Annotated in this window: 14 protein-coding genes; 9 read left to right on the forward strand and 5 right to left on the reverse strand. The window is 35.6% G+C overall.

The annotated features are described in order from the left end of the window. Nucleotides 1-95: 95 nt before the first annotated feature. Both M2306_RS07145 and M2306_RS07150 read right to left on the reverse strand, forming a co-directional pair. A complete protein-coding gene (locus tag M2306_RS07145) occupies nucleotides 96-1,100 on the reverse strand; it encodes an NAD(P)/FAD-dependent oxidoreductase (RefSeq protein ID WP_259188415.1) in 1,005 nt (334 codons plus the stop codon). A 15-nt stretch (nucleotides 1,101-1,115) separates the two neighbouring features. Next, nucleotides 1,116-1,409, reverse strand: coding sequence for a thioredoxin family protein (locus tag M2306_RS07150; RefSeq protein WP_115090114.1), 294 nt, complete (start codon nucleotides 1,407-1,409; stop codon nucleotides 1,116-1,118). An 820-nt stretch (nucleotides 1,410-2,229) separates the two neighbouring features. Here M2306_RS07150 and M2306_RS07155 point away from each other — a divergent pair. From M2306_RS07155 to M2306_RS07170, 4 genes are all read left to right on the forward strand, one after another. Next, the gene (locus M2306_RS07155) at nucleotides 2,230-3,084 is read left to right on the forward strand and encodes an aminoglycoside 6-adenylyltransferase (protein WP_259188413.1); all 855 of its coding nucleotides are present in this window, start codon (nucleotides 2,230-2,232) and stop codon (nucleotides 3,082-3,084) included. Nucleotides 3,085-3,163: 79 nt separating this feature from the next. Next, the gene (locus M2306_RS07160; RefSeq protein WP_259188412.1) at nucleotides 3,164-3,589 is read left to right on the forward strand and encodes a DinB family protein; all 426 of its coding nucleotides are present in this window, start codon (nucleotides 3,164-3,166) and stop codon (nucleotides 3,587-3,589) included. Nucleotides 3,590-3,719: 130 nt separating this feature from the next. Further along, on the forward strand, nucleotides 3,720-4,397 hold the full coding sequence (locus M2306_RS07165) for a response regulator transcription factor (protein WP_002991865.1): 678 nt from the start codon (nucleotides 3,720-3,722) through the stop codon (nucleotides 4,395-4,397). Continuing rightward, nucleotides 4,366-5,673: a sensor histidine kinase gene (locus M2306_RS07170; RefSeq protein ID WP_259188408.1), complete on the forward strand. Its 1,308-nt coding sequence runs from the start codon at nucleotides 4,366-4,368 to the stop codon at nucleotides 5,671-5,673. The genes M2306_RS07165 and M2306_RS07170 overlap by 32 nt, the downstream gene beginning before the upstream one ends. A 532-nt stretch (nucleotides 5,674-6,205) precedes the next feature. On the opposite strand, the gene M2306_RS07175 is transcribed toward M2306_RS07170, so the two are convergent. Further along, on the reverse strand, nucleotides 6,206-6,634 hold the full coding sequence (locus M2306_RS07175; protein WP_259188407.1) for a hypothetical protein: 429 nt from the start codon (nucleotides 6,632-6,634) through the stop codon (nucleotides 6,206-6,208). Between the two features lie 321 nt (nucleotides 6,635-6,955). On the opposite strand from M2306_RS07175, the gene M2306_RS07180 reads away from it, so the two are divergent. Both M2306_RS07180 and M2306_RS07185 read left to right on the forward strand, forming a co-directional pair. Then, entirely contained in the window at nucleotides 6,956-7,405 is a 450-nt protein-coding gene (locus tag M2306_RS07180; protein ID WP_115090110.1) for a PepSY-like domain-containing protein, read from the forward strand. 15 nt (nucleotides 7,406-7,420) lie between these two features. Then, a complete protein-coding gene (locus tag M2306_RS07185) occupies nucleotides 7,421-8,299 on the forward strand; it encodes a PepSY-like domain-containing protein (protein WP_259188406.1) in 879 nt (292 codons plus the stop codon). 224 nt (nucleotides 8,300-8,523) lie between these two features. On the opposite strand, the gene M2306_RS07190 is transcribed toward M2306_RS07185, so the two are convergent. Both M2306_RS07190 and M2306_RS07195 read right to left on the reverse strand, forming a co-directional pair. Continuing rightward, the gene (locus M2306_RS07190; RefSeq protein WP_259188405.1) at nucleotides 8,524-9,558 is read right to left on the reverse strand and encodes a helix-turn-helix domain-containing protein; all 1,035 of its coding nucleotides are present in this window, start codon (nucleotides 9,556-9,558) and stop codon (nucleotides 8,524-8,526) included. A gap of 92 nt (nucleotides 9,559-9,650) precedes the next feature. Beyond that, nucleotides 9,651-10,676, reverse strand: coding sequence for a helix-turn-helix domain-containing protein (locus M2306_RS07195; RefSeq protein ID WP_259188404.1), 1,026 nt, complete (start codon nucleotides 10,674-10,676; stop codon nucleotides 9,651-9,653). Nucleotides 10,677-11,516: 840 nt separating this feature from the next. On the opposite strand from M2306_RS07195, the gene M2306_RS07200 reads away from it, so the two are divergent. The 3 genes from M2306_RS07200 (at nucleotide 11,517) to M2306_RS07210 (ending at nucleotide 13,731) form a co-directional block, all read left to right on the forward strand. Next, nucleotides 11,517-11,885, forward strand: coding sequence for a hypothetical protein (locus M2306_RS07200; RefSeq protein WP_115090106.1), 369 nt, complete (start codon nucleotides 11,517-11,519; stop codon nucleotides 11,883-11,885). A 122-nt stretch (nucleotides 11,886-12,007) separates the two neighbouring features. Then, nucleotides 12,008-12,289 carry a DUF3817 domain-containing protein gene (locus M2306_RS07205; RefSeq protein WP_115090105.1) on the forward strand — a complete coding sequence of 94 codons (282 nt, stop codon included), beginning with the start codon at nucleotides 12,008-12,010 and terminating at the stop codon, nucleotides 12,287-12,289. A gap of 224 nt (nucleotides 12,290-12,513) precedes the next feature. Then, complete coding sequence (locus tag M2306_RS07210) at nucleotides 12,514-13,731, forward strand: OmpA family protein (RefSeq protein WP_259188403.1); 1,218 nt, start codon at nucleotides 12,514-12,516, stop codon at nucleotides 13,729-13,731. The last annotated feature ends 69 nt before the right edge of the window (nucleotides 13,732-13,800 follow it).

A 13,800-nucleotide genomic window follows, 5' to 3' on the forward strand; every position in this document is an offset into this window, starting at 1 on the left:
ATATAGGAAATATAGCAGCAAGTAAAAGAGGCTCCTTTACTTGCTGCATCTCAACAATAACATAAAAAAAATTACTATCAGTTGATGGTAGTACTTTAAAAATTATCCAAGCACAGCTGCATATTAATCGACGCACCTGCTTGGGACCCAGTAGCTATAGCAGTGGCTAAGGATCTAAAACTACTCGTATCACCACAGGCATAAATACCTGAAATACTAGTTTCTTGTTTTGCATTTACTTGAAGTAAACCTTGTGGTGTTAACGTACATCCTAAGTGGATGGGAATCGCACAATGTTGCTTTGCATCGGGTTTAGCATAAATAGCTTCAGTAGCTACAACCTGACCGGTTTTTAAAACAACACGCGTCACCTGTCCTTGTTGATGGATTAACTGAGTGATCTCCTCTTCAATTATTCCTATTTTATTCTTTGCCAGCGCTTGCAGTTGTTCGGGGGGAAAACTAGCTTTCCCTTGGGTTACAATTTGCAAATCTGAAGTAAGATTATGAACTAAAATAGCATAGTGAAAGGCTAAATCGCCATTCCCTAAAATCAGGGTTTTCTTATTTTTCACTTCATACCCATGACAATACGGGCAATGTAAAATCGAAGTTCCCCAACAAGCCTCAAAACCAGCGATATCTGGCATAATATCCGTCAGTCCTGTTGCAAATAAAACATACTTTGCGCGAAAGGTTTTCCCTTCTTTACTCTGTACAGTGAAACTCCCGCTTTCTTTCTTTTTAACGTCCGTTACTTCATCCAGGTAATAATGAACAGTGTCATAACGCACTACATCTTCTTTTGCCTGATGGGCAATCACGACTGGGGAATTACCGTCTTGCGCCAATAAATTATGGGTATGCTTCACCATTTTATTGCATGGGTTCTGCGTATCTAAAATCAATACCTTGCGATTGGAACGCCCCAAGGCCAAAGCCGCTGATAACCCAGAGAAACTACCCCCTATAATGACAACATCAAATAAGGTATCGCGCTGTTCGGGGGCTAAGGGAGTAAATGACCACAAAGAATCGGACATTAGCAAACCCAAGGTAAACAAGCTACTCTTGAGTAAAAAATCTCGTCTTGAAGTCATAAAATAATCTTTACTTTATTGTGCTACTTGTTTTAAAATATCAGGTACTGCCATCACTCCTGTATGTTTCCATAAGATTGCTCCTTGTTGGTCAATTAATACCATGGTAGGTACCGCACGAACAAAAAACTCAGCAGCTAATTGCGGATCGTGATCCACATCAATACGTTGTAATTCAACTTTTTCTGTTACAGCATCCATTGATTCATCAATCATACGCGATAACATTTTACAGGGTCCACACCATTCAGCAAAAAATTGCACTAAAATCGGTTTGTCTGATTTTCCTAATAGGTCTTCTACTTTCATCTTTACCTTGTTTTTAATTTACTTCAAAAGTAAAAAGCGCAGCACAAACCGCTGTTGCACAAGTTGGAGTAAAAATCGGATAAATCACAGCAGGGGGTGTTTTGTGAGGTTTGTGCTTTGTGAGGTTTGCTCTTTGTGAGGTTTGTATGTCATGCTGACGAAGGAAGCATCGCATCCGTTACTCAACACTCGTTACTCTAACCAGTCACTCCACACAGTATCCCGTCTAGTATGTATACACACTCAGTATGTCATGCTGGCGAAGGAAGCATCGCATCCGTTACTCAACACTTGTTACTCTAACCAGTCACGCCTCACCGCCTTGCGTCAGCGCGGGATGCGACCCTTCGTTGCCTCAGGGTGATTACATACTGGGTGTGGATGGTGAGAGGGTGAGGTGGTGAGAAATTCAACACTAGTCACGCTACACAGTCACTCCACACAGTATCCCGTCTAGTATGTATACACACTCAGTATGTCATACTGACGAAGGAAGCATCGCATCCGTTACTCAACACTTGTTACCCTAACCAGTTACTCCACACAGTATTCCGTCAGCGCGGGATGCAACCCTTCGTTGCTTCAGGGTGATTACTGGGTGTGGATGATGAGACGATGAAAAATTCTTCTTTAATCGACAAATCTCACAAAAAGCAAACCTCACAAAAAGCAAACCTCACAAAAAGCAAACCTCACAAAAAACAAACCTCACAAAGAGCAAACCTCACAAAAAACAACCATACAGCCTCCATTCATCATAAAAAAAACGAACCCCAAAAAAAACCATGTAACTTTACGTCACGATAAATCCTATACCACCATGTTTAATCCAATGCATATTCAAAACCAAGTCTTAGACTTAGCATCCAACGATACGAGAATACGTGCAGTGCTATTAAATGGTTCAAGGGCTAATCCTAACGTAATTCCCGATGTATATCAAGATTTTGATCTTGTCTTTGTTGTGGAAGATTTGCCTTCCTTCTTGAATGATCGCAGTTGGTTTTTAGCTTTAGGAACACCGATACTGCAACAAAGACCTGATGAGATGGAATTGGGTAGTGATCCCAATAATCCTCCTATTTCTTTTGGTATACTTACCTATTTTGAAGAGGGATATCGCATTGATTTGACCTTGTTTCCAAAAGAAAAGCTGCATCTAGCATACCAAGCGGATAGTCTGACTGTAGTTTGGTTAGATAAAGACAATCTATTTACGGGGATTGCAGCCACCTCAGATCAGGATTACCAGGTGCAACGACCAACACAACGTCACTTCTCCGAAATGAGTAATGAATTTTGGTGGTGCGTTGTCAATGTAGCCAAAGGGTTGAAAAGAGGGGAAATAACCTACGCGAAAGACATGATGGAAACGGTGGTCCGTCCTGTTTTTATGGAAATGATCGCATGGAATATTGGTTTTCAAACTAATTTTGAAGTAGCTGTGGGTAAAGCAGGGAAATTTATGAACCGATATCTTACGGCTGAAGACTATCATACGCTCTTACAAACCTATAGCGATTCGAATATTGAACACAATTGGAAGGCATTATTTACGATGATGCAGTTCTTCTTAGCCCAACAACAAAAACTAGCCGACGGACTTCAGTATGAAATAAACCTAGAAGAGGCCAAACAGGCCAATCAACTGGTTACAAACCTATACGAGGCTTAATAACAAGGTCTACTTGCGTAATCTGCTTATGAGCACATTCCCTTTTAAACAAAAAAAACGAACAACATAAAACAAACAAATGAAACACGCAATTCACGAATTTGAACAGCTCATCGAACAATTTCCTACAGAGGTATTGGCGATTCCTTTAGCAGATCTCCAACATAAATTATCGGAAGAAAAATGGAGTAAAAAAGAAATCATTGGCCATCTAATCGATAGTGCTACAGTTAATTACCTTCGTTTTATTAAAGCTCAGTTTCAAGAGAATCCTCAGCTTTTTTATGAGCAAGTGGAATATTGTGCGGGTGCTAATTATCAAGAAACAGAGTTAACGCAGCTTTTATCCTTATGGCAAAGCTTAAATAGACAATTGGTGTTTTTATTTCACACCATACACACCCGTAATCTAGGCGATCGCTTGTGCAATGATCAGACCCTCGCTTATTTAATAGAAGATTATGTGCAACATTTTAAACATCATCGCGCACAAATTCTAGCTTAACCACGCATACAAATTAAACTAAGTTGTTATTTTATTCTCCTCTTTGCTGCTACTTGATAATCCCTATCTTGTAATTTTACTATATCTATTATTTTAGGTAAATTTACAAGTATAAAAATCAAAAAGAGCCATGAAGATTTTAGTTATTGAAGATGAAAAAGAACTGCGTTCCATCATGAAGGAATCTTTAGCAAAAGAGCTTTATGTGGTTGAAGTAGCAGAAAACTATAAAACGGGAATAGAAAAACTCATTGGATATGATTATGATTGTATCTTATTGGATATCATGCTTCCCGATGGCAATGGCATTGATTTACTAAGAGAAATTAAGCGCATGGGGAAGGATGATTCTGTTATTATCATTTCAGCCAAAGACTCCATTGACGACAAAGTATCGGGATTGGAGCTCGGTGCGGATGATTACCTGACCAAACCTTTCCATTTATCGGAGCTACTCGCCCGAATTAAATCCGTTTTACGAAGAAAAAATCAGCAAGGTTTTCAGAGCATTAAGTGGAACAATGTAGAGATTTTTACCGATGAACGCACCGTATTGGTCAATAATACGCCCGTGACCTTAAACCATAAAGAGTTCGAATTATTATATTATTTCGTGGTGAATGCCAATCGATTGGTTACTAAATCCTCTCTCGTCGAACAAATTTGGGGCGACAATATGGATGAGGCAGACAGCTATGATTTTGTGTATTCTCAAGTCAAGAATCTTCGAAAAAAATTAAAAACGCACCACGCTGAGGTGAATATACAGTCCGTTTATGGCATGGGATATAAACTTGTACAAGAATAAGATGAAATTACATCATTATATGTTGGGCTATTTATCGGTGGGAATCATTGTGGTTTTAACTGCTTGGATTGTCATTTTTTATGCCTTCATGACCGATGAAGTATATGATAATATTGATGACGGATTGAAAAATAGCAAGACTGAAATCATCAAAAAGGCGTATACCAATCCCCAAGTGGAGAGCTTCTTGCCCTTTAGCACCAATGGTTTTCGCATTACTCCTTTAGCTCCAGGAGAATACTCTCGAAAGAATGTATTCACTACGGAGATGATTTACATGGATTCGGATGATAATGATGAACCTGTTCGCATGTTAACCACGACTTTTATCGATCAAAAAGGGGATCCTTACAAACTGGAGATTCGTACCTCTACTATTGAGGCAGATGATTTATTGCGCGACTTTGGCCTAGCGGTCTTTATCTTATACCTCGCTTTGTTAGCGAGTATTTACCTCATTAATCACATCATTTTGCGCCGTGCTGTTTGGAGTCCGTTTTATCGCTTACTCCACAACCTCAAAACCTATACACTTGGGCAAAAGATTCTCACCGCAGATACGAAAACGCCTATTAAAGAATTTACAGATTTACAAAGTGAAATCAACAAAATGATTGGTCGTATTGAGGATATGGTGGAGCAACAAAAAACCTTTGTTTCCAATGCGGCTCATGAATCTCAAACTCCCCTCGCTATTATCAACAACAAGCTTGAATTATTAGTAGAAGCGGAGGAATTAAATGAAAATCAAATCAATCAAATTCAATCCATCCACCAGAGTTTAACGCGATTAATTAAATTGAATAAATCCCTTTTAATGCTCGCAAAAATTGAAAATAAGCAGTTTGTTCAAGTGCAAGAAGTTTACTTCAACCAGATCGTTCAAGATCTTGTGGAAGACTGGGAGGATATATTTGCCTATAAACACGTGGAAGTCGTACTGAATGAACTGGCTCCTTCAAATCCAGTATTAATGGATAAAGGGCTCGCCATTACTTTGGTGCAAAACCTATTAAAAAATGCCATCGCTCATAATATACCTCAGGGAAAAGTTATCATTGACTTACAGGCAAATTCCTTCTCAATCAGCAATACAAGTACAGCCAAAACTCCTTTGGATGAAAAACTAATTTACAATCGCTTTTATAGAAGCACCACCAATGAGGAATCTACAGGATTGGGATTATCCCTCGTACAGACGATTATTAGGGTCACTGACGCCTTGTCTATTCGCTATGAGTACAATGGCATGCATTGCTTTACGGTGAGTTGGTAGAGGGAGTTTTGTGAGGTTTGCTTTTTGTGAGGTTTGTGCTTTGTGAGAGGGTGAGACGATGAGGTGGTGAGGGGAGAGATTTATCGATTAAAGAAGAATTTCTCACCCTCTCATCGCCTCACCACTATTTGGTAAGCCATACTGGGTAAGATAAAATTTATCGATTAAAGAAGAATTTCTCAACTTCTCATCGCCTCACCACAATAATGATGTGAGGTTCGCTCTTTGTGAGGTTTGTTTTTTGTGAAATGGTTCAATTAAAAGAAGTCTTTCTTTAATTAGAATTTACTTCATACTTTGGAATGACATACGAATTGGTAATACATACTGGGTAACCGCACACTCTTAACTCTTAACCCTTAACTCTTAACTCTTAACCCTTAACTCTTAACCCTTAACTCTTAACCCTTAACTCCTAACCTTTAACTCCTAACCCCAAAAAAAACACACCCCATAAACGATGTTTTTTTGAGGTGTGTTCTACTTAACATTACATAAAATTGAGTACAGTTCGTTAGTACGAACTTGGTTTTTATTTTGTGTACTGTTTTTCGCCGTGGATGTAAAGTACACCTTCTTTAGCGTCAAACTTGTACGTATTATCTTCATACAGATTTTCTTCTTTTCGATCTAAAATAAAACTGGTCTTCTCTTCCTCTGGTAAAAACAATTCCAATTTAGATTGATCGTCGTTATACACAACAAAAGCACTAATAACTGCACTTTGTTCTGTGGATATTGGGTCCAAGCGTACACCAGCTTCAAACAAACGCAAACAATTTTGTTTCAACGTACTCCAGGTTTCTCCGGCACCAACAAGACAACCATGATCATCTTTATCCCCTCCTACTTGTTGTACTTCTTTGGATAGCTCTTCCTCGCTATTAGTTGCGCTTTTGGGTGTATTGTTACAAGCAACCAAAATAAATAATCCTAAAATTAATCCGATTCCTTTCTTCATCTTTTTTATCTTTTGATTTTAAATTTTAAGCTGATAAAACTTGTACGCTCTACTATTGATTTAAAAATTTGTCTTCTCAAATTAGCTCTCTCTAATACCTTACAAGGTACAAAAAATATTTAAGGACAGCTAAACCAAGGGTTTAATCTTAATAAAAATTTAATATATATCACTGTTTTCCAATAACATAACAAACAAATACTAGACAAAAACTATTCTTTTGTAAAAATGTAGCGCAAAACACACGTTCTTTTTCTATTCCCAATTCATTCCAGATTCTCTCTGTAAGTTTGTACTATAAATTTAAAAACAGAAACAGCTATGAAAACATTAAGAACATTATTTTTAGGAATTTTCAGTGTATTTGCTTTAGTTATGAGCCAACCTGTACAAGCCAAAGACGTTATTATCACAAAAAATGAACTTCCTAAAAAAGCACTTGCTTTTATGGATACGCATTTTAATGGTAAAGCGATACAAACGGTAGAGAAAGATGCTGATTTTCTATCTGTATCCTACAAAGTAACCTTTGCTGATCGTATCGAAATAGAGTTTGATAAAGGAGGCGAATGGGATGAAGTAGACGGAAACAGAAATCCACTTCCAACTAGCTTCATCTTAGAACCGATTGTAACCTATGTGAAAACCAACTATCCTGAGGCTCACATTATCAAGATCGAAAAGGAAACAAGATTATATGAGGTTAAACTGGACAATGGACTTGAATTGGAGTTTTCTACATCAGGTGTATTTAAAAGAATTGACAATTAATAAAAGTAAAAAAAAATGAACAAGAAAATAATCGCTATCGCTTTATTTGCAGCACTGAATTTGAGTTTCACTGCTTGTAGTAGTGACGATTCCAATGCTGTTGAATTAGAACAAGTAACCGTAGAACAGTTACCTGCCAATACCCAACAATTTATTGCAGGTATATTTCCAAATGCTGCAGTAATACAGGCTAATAAAGTAAACAAACCAAATTATTACGGTTCTTTTTATAAGCTAAGATTAAACAATAAGATTGAAATAGATTTTGATCAAAATGGAAATTGGACCGAAATTGAAACAGAAGACCGTTCAGCTATTCCTGCTGACTTCCTAACTCAAGAAGTTCCACTTATCCAGGCGTATGTAGCGGAGCACTATAAAAGCAACCACATCATTGAAATTGATCGCGATCGCAAGGGATATGAAGTAACATTGAATAATGAGTTAGAGTTGATTTTCAACGCAGCACAGGGCTTTATTGGTATAGATACGGATTTAGACGAAGAGGAACAACTAATTGACTATGCCGCATTACCTACAACCGCTCAAACGTTGCTAAAAACGCATTTCACAGCTTCTGAAGTTGTATTGATTAAACAAGAAACAGAGGCGAAAGAAACAACATACAAAGTGTATACACAGGATGGATTTAAGATTGAATTCAACCAACAAGGAGATTGGACAGAAATGGAAAGCAAACAAGGAAAAACAATTCCTTCTGCCCTACTTCCAACTCCACTAACTACTTACATCCAAACAAACTACAGCGATTTTCAATTCACTGGTGTAGAGAAAAAAAGAAATGGATTTGAAGTAGAACTGAAAAAAGGGAAACAAGAAATTGAACTTCTCTTTGATCGTGAAGGAAATTTCCTTCAACTAGATGATGAATAACCTAAACCACATTTCAAAATTTGGGGGTTGCCTTAGCTAAGGCAACCCCCTCGTTTTAGGTAGTGCTGTTGGTTTTATATCCTACAGCAGGATAGTGAAAAAATTATTCGGCTACTTGAATATTTTTTCGTTCTTACTTGCTTGTTGTTTTTGATTTTTTCTTCTTGATGTACCTGTAAACACACAAAAACAGATACCCTCACTCCTCTATTTTTGAACAATAATTAGGCCAAAATTTCGGATGGTGCAAAACCATAAACATCAACGAATGCCCGATAAAAAGACAACCGTGTGTTAAAACCACAAAGCAAGCTCAATTCTTCAACGGTATAACTTTCTTCTCGTTCTCGAATTAACAGAATCGCATATTCTACCTTCAACCGATTGATGTATTGCTTAAAGGTTAATGCATGTGATTCTTTGAAAAAACGCGTTAAATCACTTTTGGGTAATTGAAGTAAATCGGTCAATTGATCTAAGGTTAGCGCCGGATTTAGAAACAACCGAGTATCAATTAACTGTGTACTTATCATCCCTCGAATATCAACTGTTTTAACTGGTGCATGAGCAGTCAAAACTTCCTGTACTACAGGAAAATTGGCAACAGCAATCTGATTAAAAGCATGATGACTTCCCAAATCAATCTGTTGTGTCTTTAATCCAGATATATCCAAGGCTATTTTCTTCAGTAAACGTTGATCTAATCTTGTCATTGTCGCAATTTCATTGGAATTTATCCTTTTCTTCTTTGTGTAGAACAACAAGCTTGCTTCATAAAAGAAAGCACCAAAAAGGAGGCAACCACTAAGTAGTAGAAATAAAAATCGGACGTACTCAAAAAAGGATTCTTGATAGAAATAAATAATCAAAAACACAATAGACGTACAATACAACGTCGTGATATAAAATGCTGTAAACTGTCGTAAGTTTTTATAAAATTTTCCCTTAATTAAACACCAATACCCATAATTAGCATAGACAAAGGACAAAATCCCAATGTAGGCTATTCCCTGTCTATTCAGTGTAGGTAATGTAAGCAGCGTCCAATCGGAAATAACTGCCAGTAGATACAAAAGTCCAAACAAAACAAAAGGTAACACATGTAAATAACGGTTCCATCGACTTGTCTTTATTAGCTGTACCAAGCCAAATCCTTGCAGAAAAAACAACACAATGCTCAAATGCAAACAAGGCCTATCGGGATAAACAAGTTCAAATCCGTACAAGAAAACATTCAACACTAAAATGCCACAACTCATCCATAGCATTTTCCTTCCCCCTTTATATCTTACATTCGTATCCAAGCACAAACAAAAATAACCTGAAAAAATAACCAATATCCAAAACATCCTTACCCTCTTTTTTTATCCAAAATAACACGATACTCCACAGGAGTTAATCCTGTTAAATCCTTAAAATATTTATTAAATGTATTAATTGACTTAAAACCAACACTTTCCGCAATAGCCAGTACAGTCCAATCATTTCGATCTGTAAGCAATTTCAATGCATATAGAATCCTATGATAGACAACAAGCTTATAGAACGTAGAATTTAAATGATGGTTAATTACGAAACTAATGACATGGAGATTGGAATTTGAAATACACTGCCCTAATATTTCTAGTGTAAAATCAGTCTTTAAATAGGCATCACTTGTTTCAAAGAAATCCAGTACCTGCTCCATCACTTCTTGATGTTTATAGCTGACCTGATGAGAAACGGCCATTTCCTTTTGAAGTATCAGATTCGCTTTTTGCTTCTTTCCAACCTTTAACGTACGATCAGTAGCTCCAAAAAAAGCATTGATCTTTCTCAATCGCAAGATTCTACTATAGAAAAGATAACTCGTTAAAGAGAGCGTTAACAAGATAATTTGAAGTCCCACCTGAAGATAACTCAACATCAGCATAACGGGTACTTCGCTTTGATTAAACAGCAGTACTTGTAAATTAAGCGTTATGAGGTAAGTAATATAAAACAAATGCACTAAACTCACGTAGGACTTAATAAACCTATACTTCTGCTTACTTTTTTTGCGATGGAGGTGTAAAAAAGCAAAATACACCAAGGCAAAAAAGTTATTTACAGTAACGATAATCCACAGCGAAACAGGTAAAAAACTGAGAATCAAAATAAAAACTCCCATACTCATCAACTGCACAATTTGCTTCTTCAAGAGGCGGTCGGCTACATCAGCCATAATACAAAACAGTTTGATGCTAAATATAATTGCGAAAAAATTCACGATATAAACTGTTTTATGGGCAATCATGGCATAGTAATAATTCACCATGAGCAAAAATGAAAAACAGATAAAAAACATAAAGAAAAAACGCTCCATTTGAACATTTGCATTCCAATCGTACAACTTCATGATCTAATTTTATTTAAAAACCAATGGGTATTTCTAAAGCATCTATTTCTTTCCTTTACAAGCGTGTAACCATCCGAAAAAGCGCTTTTCAAGCCATTGATTTGTATTTATATATTCACCTAATTTGTTCTTTCAGCCAATTCTTTAACCAGCAATAACATTTTGTTAATATCTAATGAATTATCATTTTTTTACTTATTTCAATTCATTTTTTTGCGTAATTCATTTAAACAAATTTAACTTTTGATATGTTAATTCCTGTATCAAATCCTATTTAACATGATCAAGGTAATTTATTGAAACACGCTTTAACTACGTATTAACAAAAACAAATAAAATACCGTTATTTAACATAATACACCATTCATTAAAACACAAACAAGCTAAAAACAAAAATATTAAACATAAATAAAACAAAAACAATAAGTTTAACTAACAAACAAAGAAAGCCCTTATTTTAATTTTTTAGGTAAAACCCTTAGTTACTTTACACGATACCCTTGAGAAAAAGACGAATAAAAGAGAAAAAATCGTTTTAAATTAATCGCAATAAAATAACATCTTCTTTAGAAAAGCAATTTAATACAACCAGATTCACAACTCCAAAAACACCTTTGTCCAATACTAGGCATCGGTTTGTCGAGCTAAAAAAGGTAGGAACTGACAAATCCATTGCCCTTTAGTGCCATATAAGAAAAAAGCGACGGGGTATACTTGTGAAAGAAAGGGGATTAAAGTAAAAAGAAGAAACAATTGAAAATTAAATCCACTTTTTTATTTGCTAAACTATTAAAAAGCTTATTTTTGTGCTACAATTAATAATACCCAAAATTTAATACTGTGGAAAACGCAAACGCAATTAAACTAATTAAGTTAATACAATCTGATTTAGTTACTAACGGTCTTGTAGTGGATCAAATAGTTCCAAACCTTAAGAAATTAAGAGAATACGCTTTACTAGAAGAGGTTCCAACTTTAGTAAAAGCAATTAGACTTACGTATGAACACATTGAGAACAACAATGGTTTTTTCATTGCAATTCCAAACGATGAACCAATTGAAGAAGAAGGGGAATCTGTAGAGGAAGCAGTAGTTCCTACAGTAAATGACATTGAGAGTTTACAATATCTTTTGTCTCTTTTTAAAGATCCAACAAATAAACACAACATTGTTGATTTGAAAGAATATAATGCTAAGTTATTAGCATAGTGAAAAGGCCTAGTTTGACTAGGCCTTTTTTTATGATTTATTTAGCATTAATCCGTTTCTAAATATTTGAATTATTAATCATTAACCCTATTTTAGCCCATTCAAATTAAAGACTCAAAATTATGGTTAATCTATTTAGGATTATAGCTTTTCTAGAAGGAGTTTCTCTCCTTATGTTATTGTTCATCGCAATGCCATTAAAATACATATGGGACAATCCTTATATGGTACAAAAAGTAGGTATGGCACATGGTGTATTATTCATTGCTTATATCGTTTTCGCCATTTTGATAAAAAATGAGTTAAAATGGTCAAACAAAACACTATTTTTAGCATGTATCGCCTCAATAATCCCATTTGGCACCTTTGTAGTGGAGAAAAAAATAAAAAACCAAATTAGTTAATAATAGAAAGAAAACTTATATTTTTTTCAACGCATCGCTAAAAAAACAACATTTATACAAAATAAAGGGAAGTCTCACTGATTTTATATAATTCAGTTATTCTTTAAAAAATTGTATTTTTCTTGTAAAAAATGCATATTTAAAAACTTTATAGTATATTTGCCAAGTAAACGAAACAATAGTAGCTATTACGATAGCGCACAAGTGAAAGTAAAAATTAAATTATGAAAAAAATCACATTATCTTTGTTAGCACTTACGGTAGGTATTTGTGCTAATGCGCAAGACAAGCCATATAATAAGTGGTCAGTTGATTTAAATGCAGGTTTTGCAAAGCCAGCAAGAACATTAAGCTCAGGCTATTCTGCTGAGACTTTCAAAAACTTACATTTAGACGGTGGTGTTAGATATAGCATCAACAACAAAATTGGAGTTAAAGCTTCTTTTGGTTATGACAAAATTGATAACTGGACAAACAGTAATTTAAAAGCTCAAAGTGATTACTACAGAACAAGTTTAGAAGGAGTTGTAAACTTAGGTAGAGTTTTAAACTTCGAAAACTGGACTAATACTTTAGGATTACAAGTTCACGCGGGTGGAGGTTACTCTTGGTTAAACGGAGACAACTTTACTAGTTCTGACAAAATGGGTCACTTAATGGCTGGTTTAACAGGACAAGTTAAATTACACTCTAGAGTAGCTTTAAATGCTGACTTTACTGTAATTCAAAATACACAACAAGACAGAAACTGGGATGGTGCTTCTGCAACAAACCGTTCTGTATTCCAAGGAACAATGTTTAATGCTTCAATGGGTATCTCTATCTATTTAGGTAAACATGGTCAACACGCTGACTGGTATTCTGAAGAATCTCAAACTAAAAATGAAATCAATTCTTTAGCTAACAGATTAGATCAAATCGAATCTATGTTAGTTGACTCAGACAACGACGGAGTAGCTGATTACTTAGACTTAGAACCTAATACACCAGCTGGAGCTTTAGTTGATTCTAGAGGAAGAAACATTGATAAAAATAACAATGGTATCGCTGATAACATCGAAGCTTATTTCCAAGAGAAATACGGAAATAACGAAACAATGAACGCTGATGACGCTGCTTTGGTTAAAGAATTAATCAACAAAGGTTATGTAGCTGTTAACTTCGATTTCGATAAAGCTGAGCCTACTACTTTAGAAGGTGTTAACTTCATCGTTTCTTACATGAAAAACAACCCTTCTGCTTCTTTAGAAGTTGGTGGATACGCTGACTCAACAGGAAACAAAGACTATAACCAAAAATTATCACAAAGACGTGCAGACGCTGTGAAAAACCTTTTAGTTAAAGCTGGAGTTCCTGCAGGTAAAATTACTGCTAAAGGTAATGGTATCGATTCAACACAAGCTAAAAACGTTGCTAGAAGAGCAATTTTCAAAGTAAACTAATTAGTAGATTAATTATACTAAAAAGCACAAGCGTTATGCTTGTGCTTTTTTTGTTTAAATGCGTACCTT

It is taken from the genome of Myroides gitamensis, assembly GCF_029894455.1.
In the GTDB taxonomy this organism is placed as follows: Bacteria; Bacteroidota; Bacteroidia; order Flavobacteriales; family Flavobacteriaceae; genus Flavobacterium; species Flavobacterium odoratum.

Coding starts and splice junctions, on each gene's coding strand:
- M2306_RS07145 (WP_259188415.1), bottom strand. CDS start 1,100: ATGACTTCAAGACGAGATTTTTTACTCAAGAGTAGCTTGTTTACCTTG.
- M2306_RS07150 (WP_115090114.1), bottom strand. CDS start 1,409: ATGAAAGTAGAAGACCTATTAGGAAAATCAGACAAACCGATTTTAGTG.
- M2306_RS07155 (WP_259188413.1), top strand. CDS start 2,230: ATGTTTAATCCAATGCATATTCAAAACCAAGTCTTAGACTTAGCATCC.
- M2306_RS07160 (WP_259188412.1), top strand. CDS start 3,164: ATGAAACACGCAATTCACGAATTTGAACAGCTCATCGAACAATTTCCT.
- M2306_RS07165 (WP_002991865.1), top strand. CDS start 3,720: ATGAAGATTTTAGTTATTGAAGATGAAAAAGAACTGCGTTCCATCATG.
- M2306_RS07170 (WP_259188408.1), top strand. CDS start 4,366: ATGGCATGGGATATAAACTTGTACAAGAATAAGATGAAATTACATCAT.
- M2306_RS07175 (WP_259188407.1), bottom strand. CDS start 6,634: ATGAAGAAAGGAATCGGATTAATTTTAGGATTATTTATTTTGGTTGCT.
- M2306_RS07180 (WP_115090110.1), top strand. CDS start 6,956: ATGAAAACATTAAGAACATTATTTTTAGGAATTTTCAGTGTATTTGCT.
- M2306_RS07185 (WP_259188406.1), top strand. CDS start 7,421: ATGAACAAGAAAATAATCGCTATCGCTTTATTTGCAGCACTGAATTTG.
- M2306_RS07190 (WP_259188405.1), bottom strand. CDS start 9,558: ATGAGTTGTGGCATTTTAGTGTTGAATGTTTTCTTGTACGGATTTGAA.
- M2306_RS07195 (WP_259188404.1), bottom strand. CDS start 10,676: ATGAAGTTGTACGATTGGAATGCAAATGTTCAAATGGAGCGTTTTTTC.
- M2306_RS07205 (WP_115090105.1), top strand. CDS start 12,008: ATGGTTAATCTATTTAGGATTATAGCTTTTCTAGAAGGAGTTTCTCTC.
- M2306_RS07210 (WP_259188403.1), top strand. CDS start 12,514: ATGAAAAAAATCACATTATCTTTGTTAGCACTTACGGTAGGTATTTGT.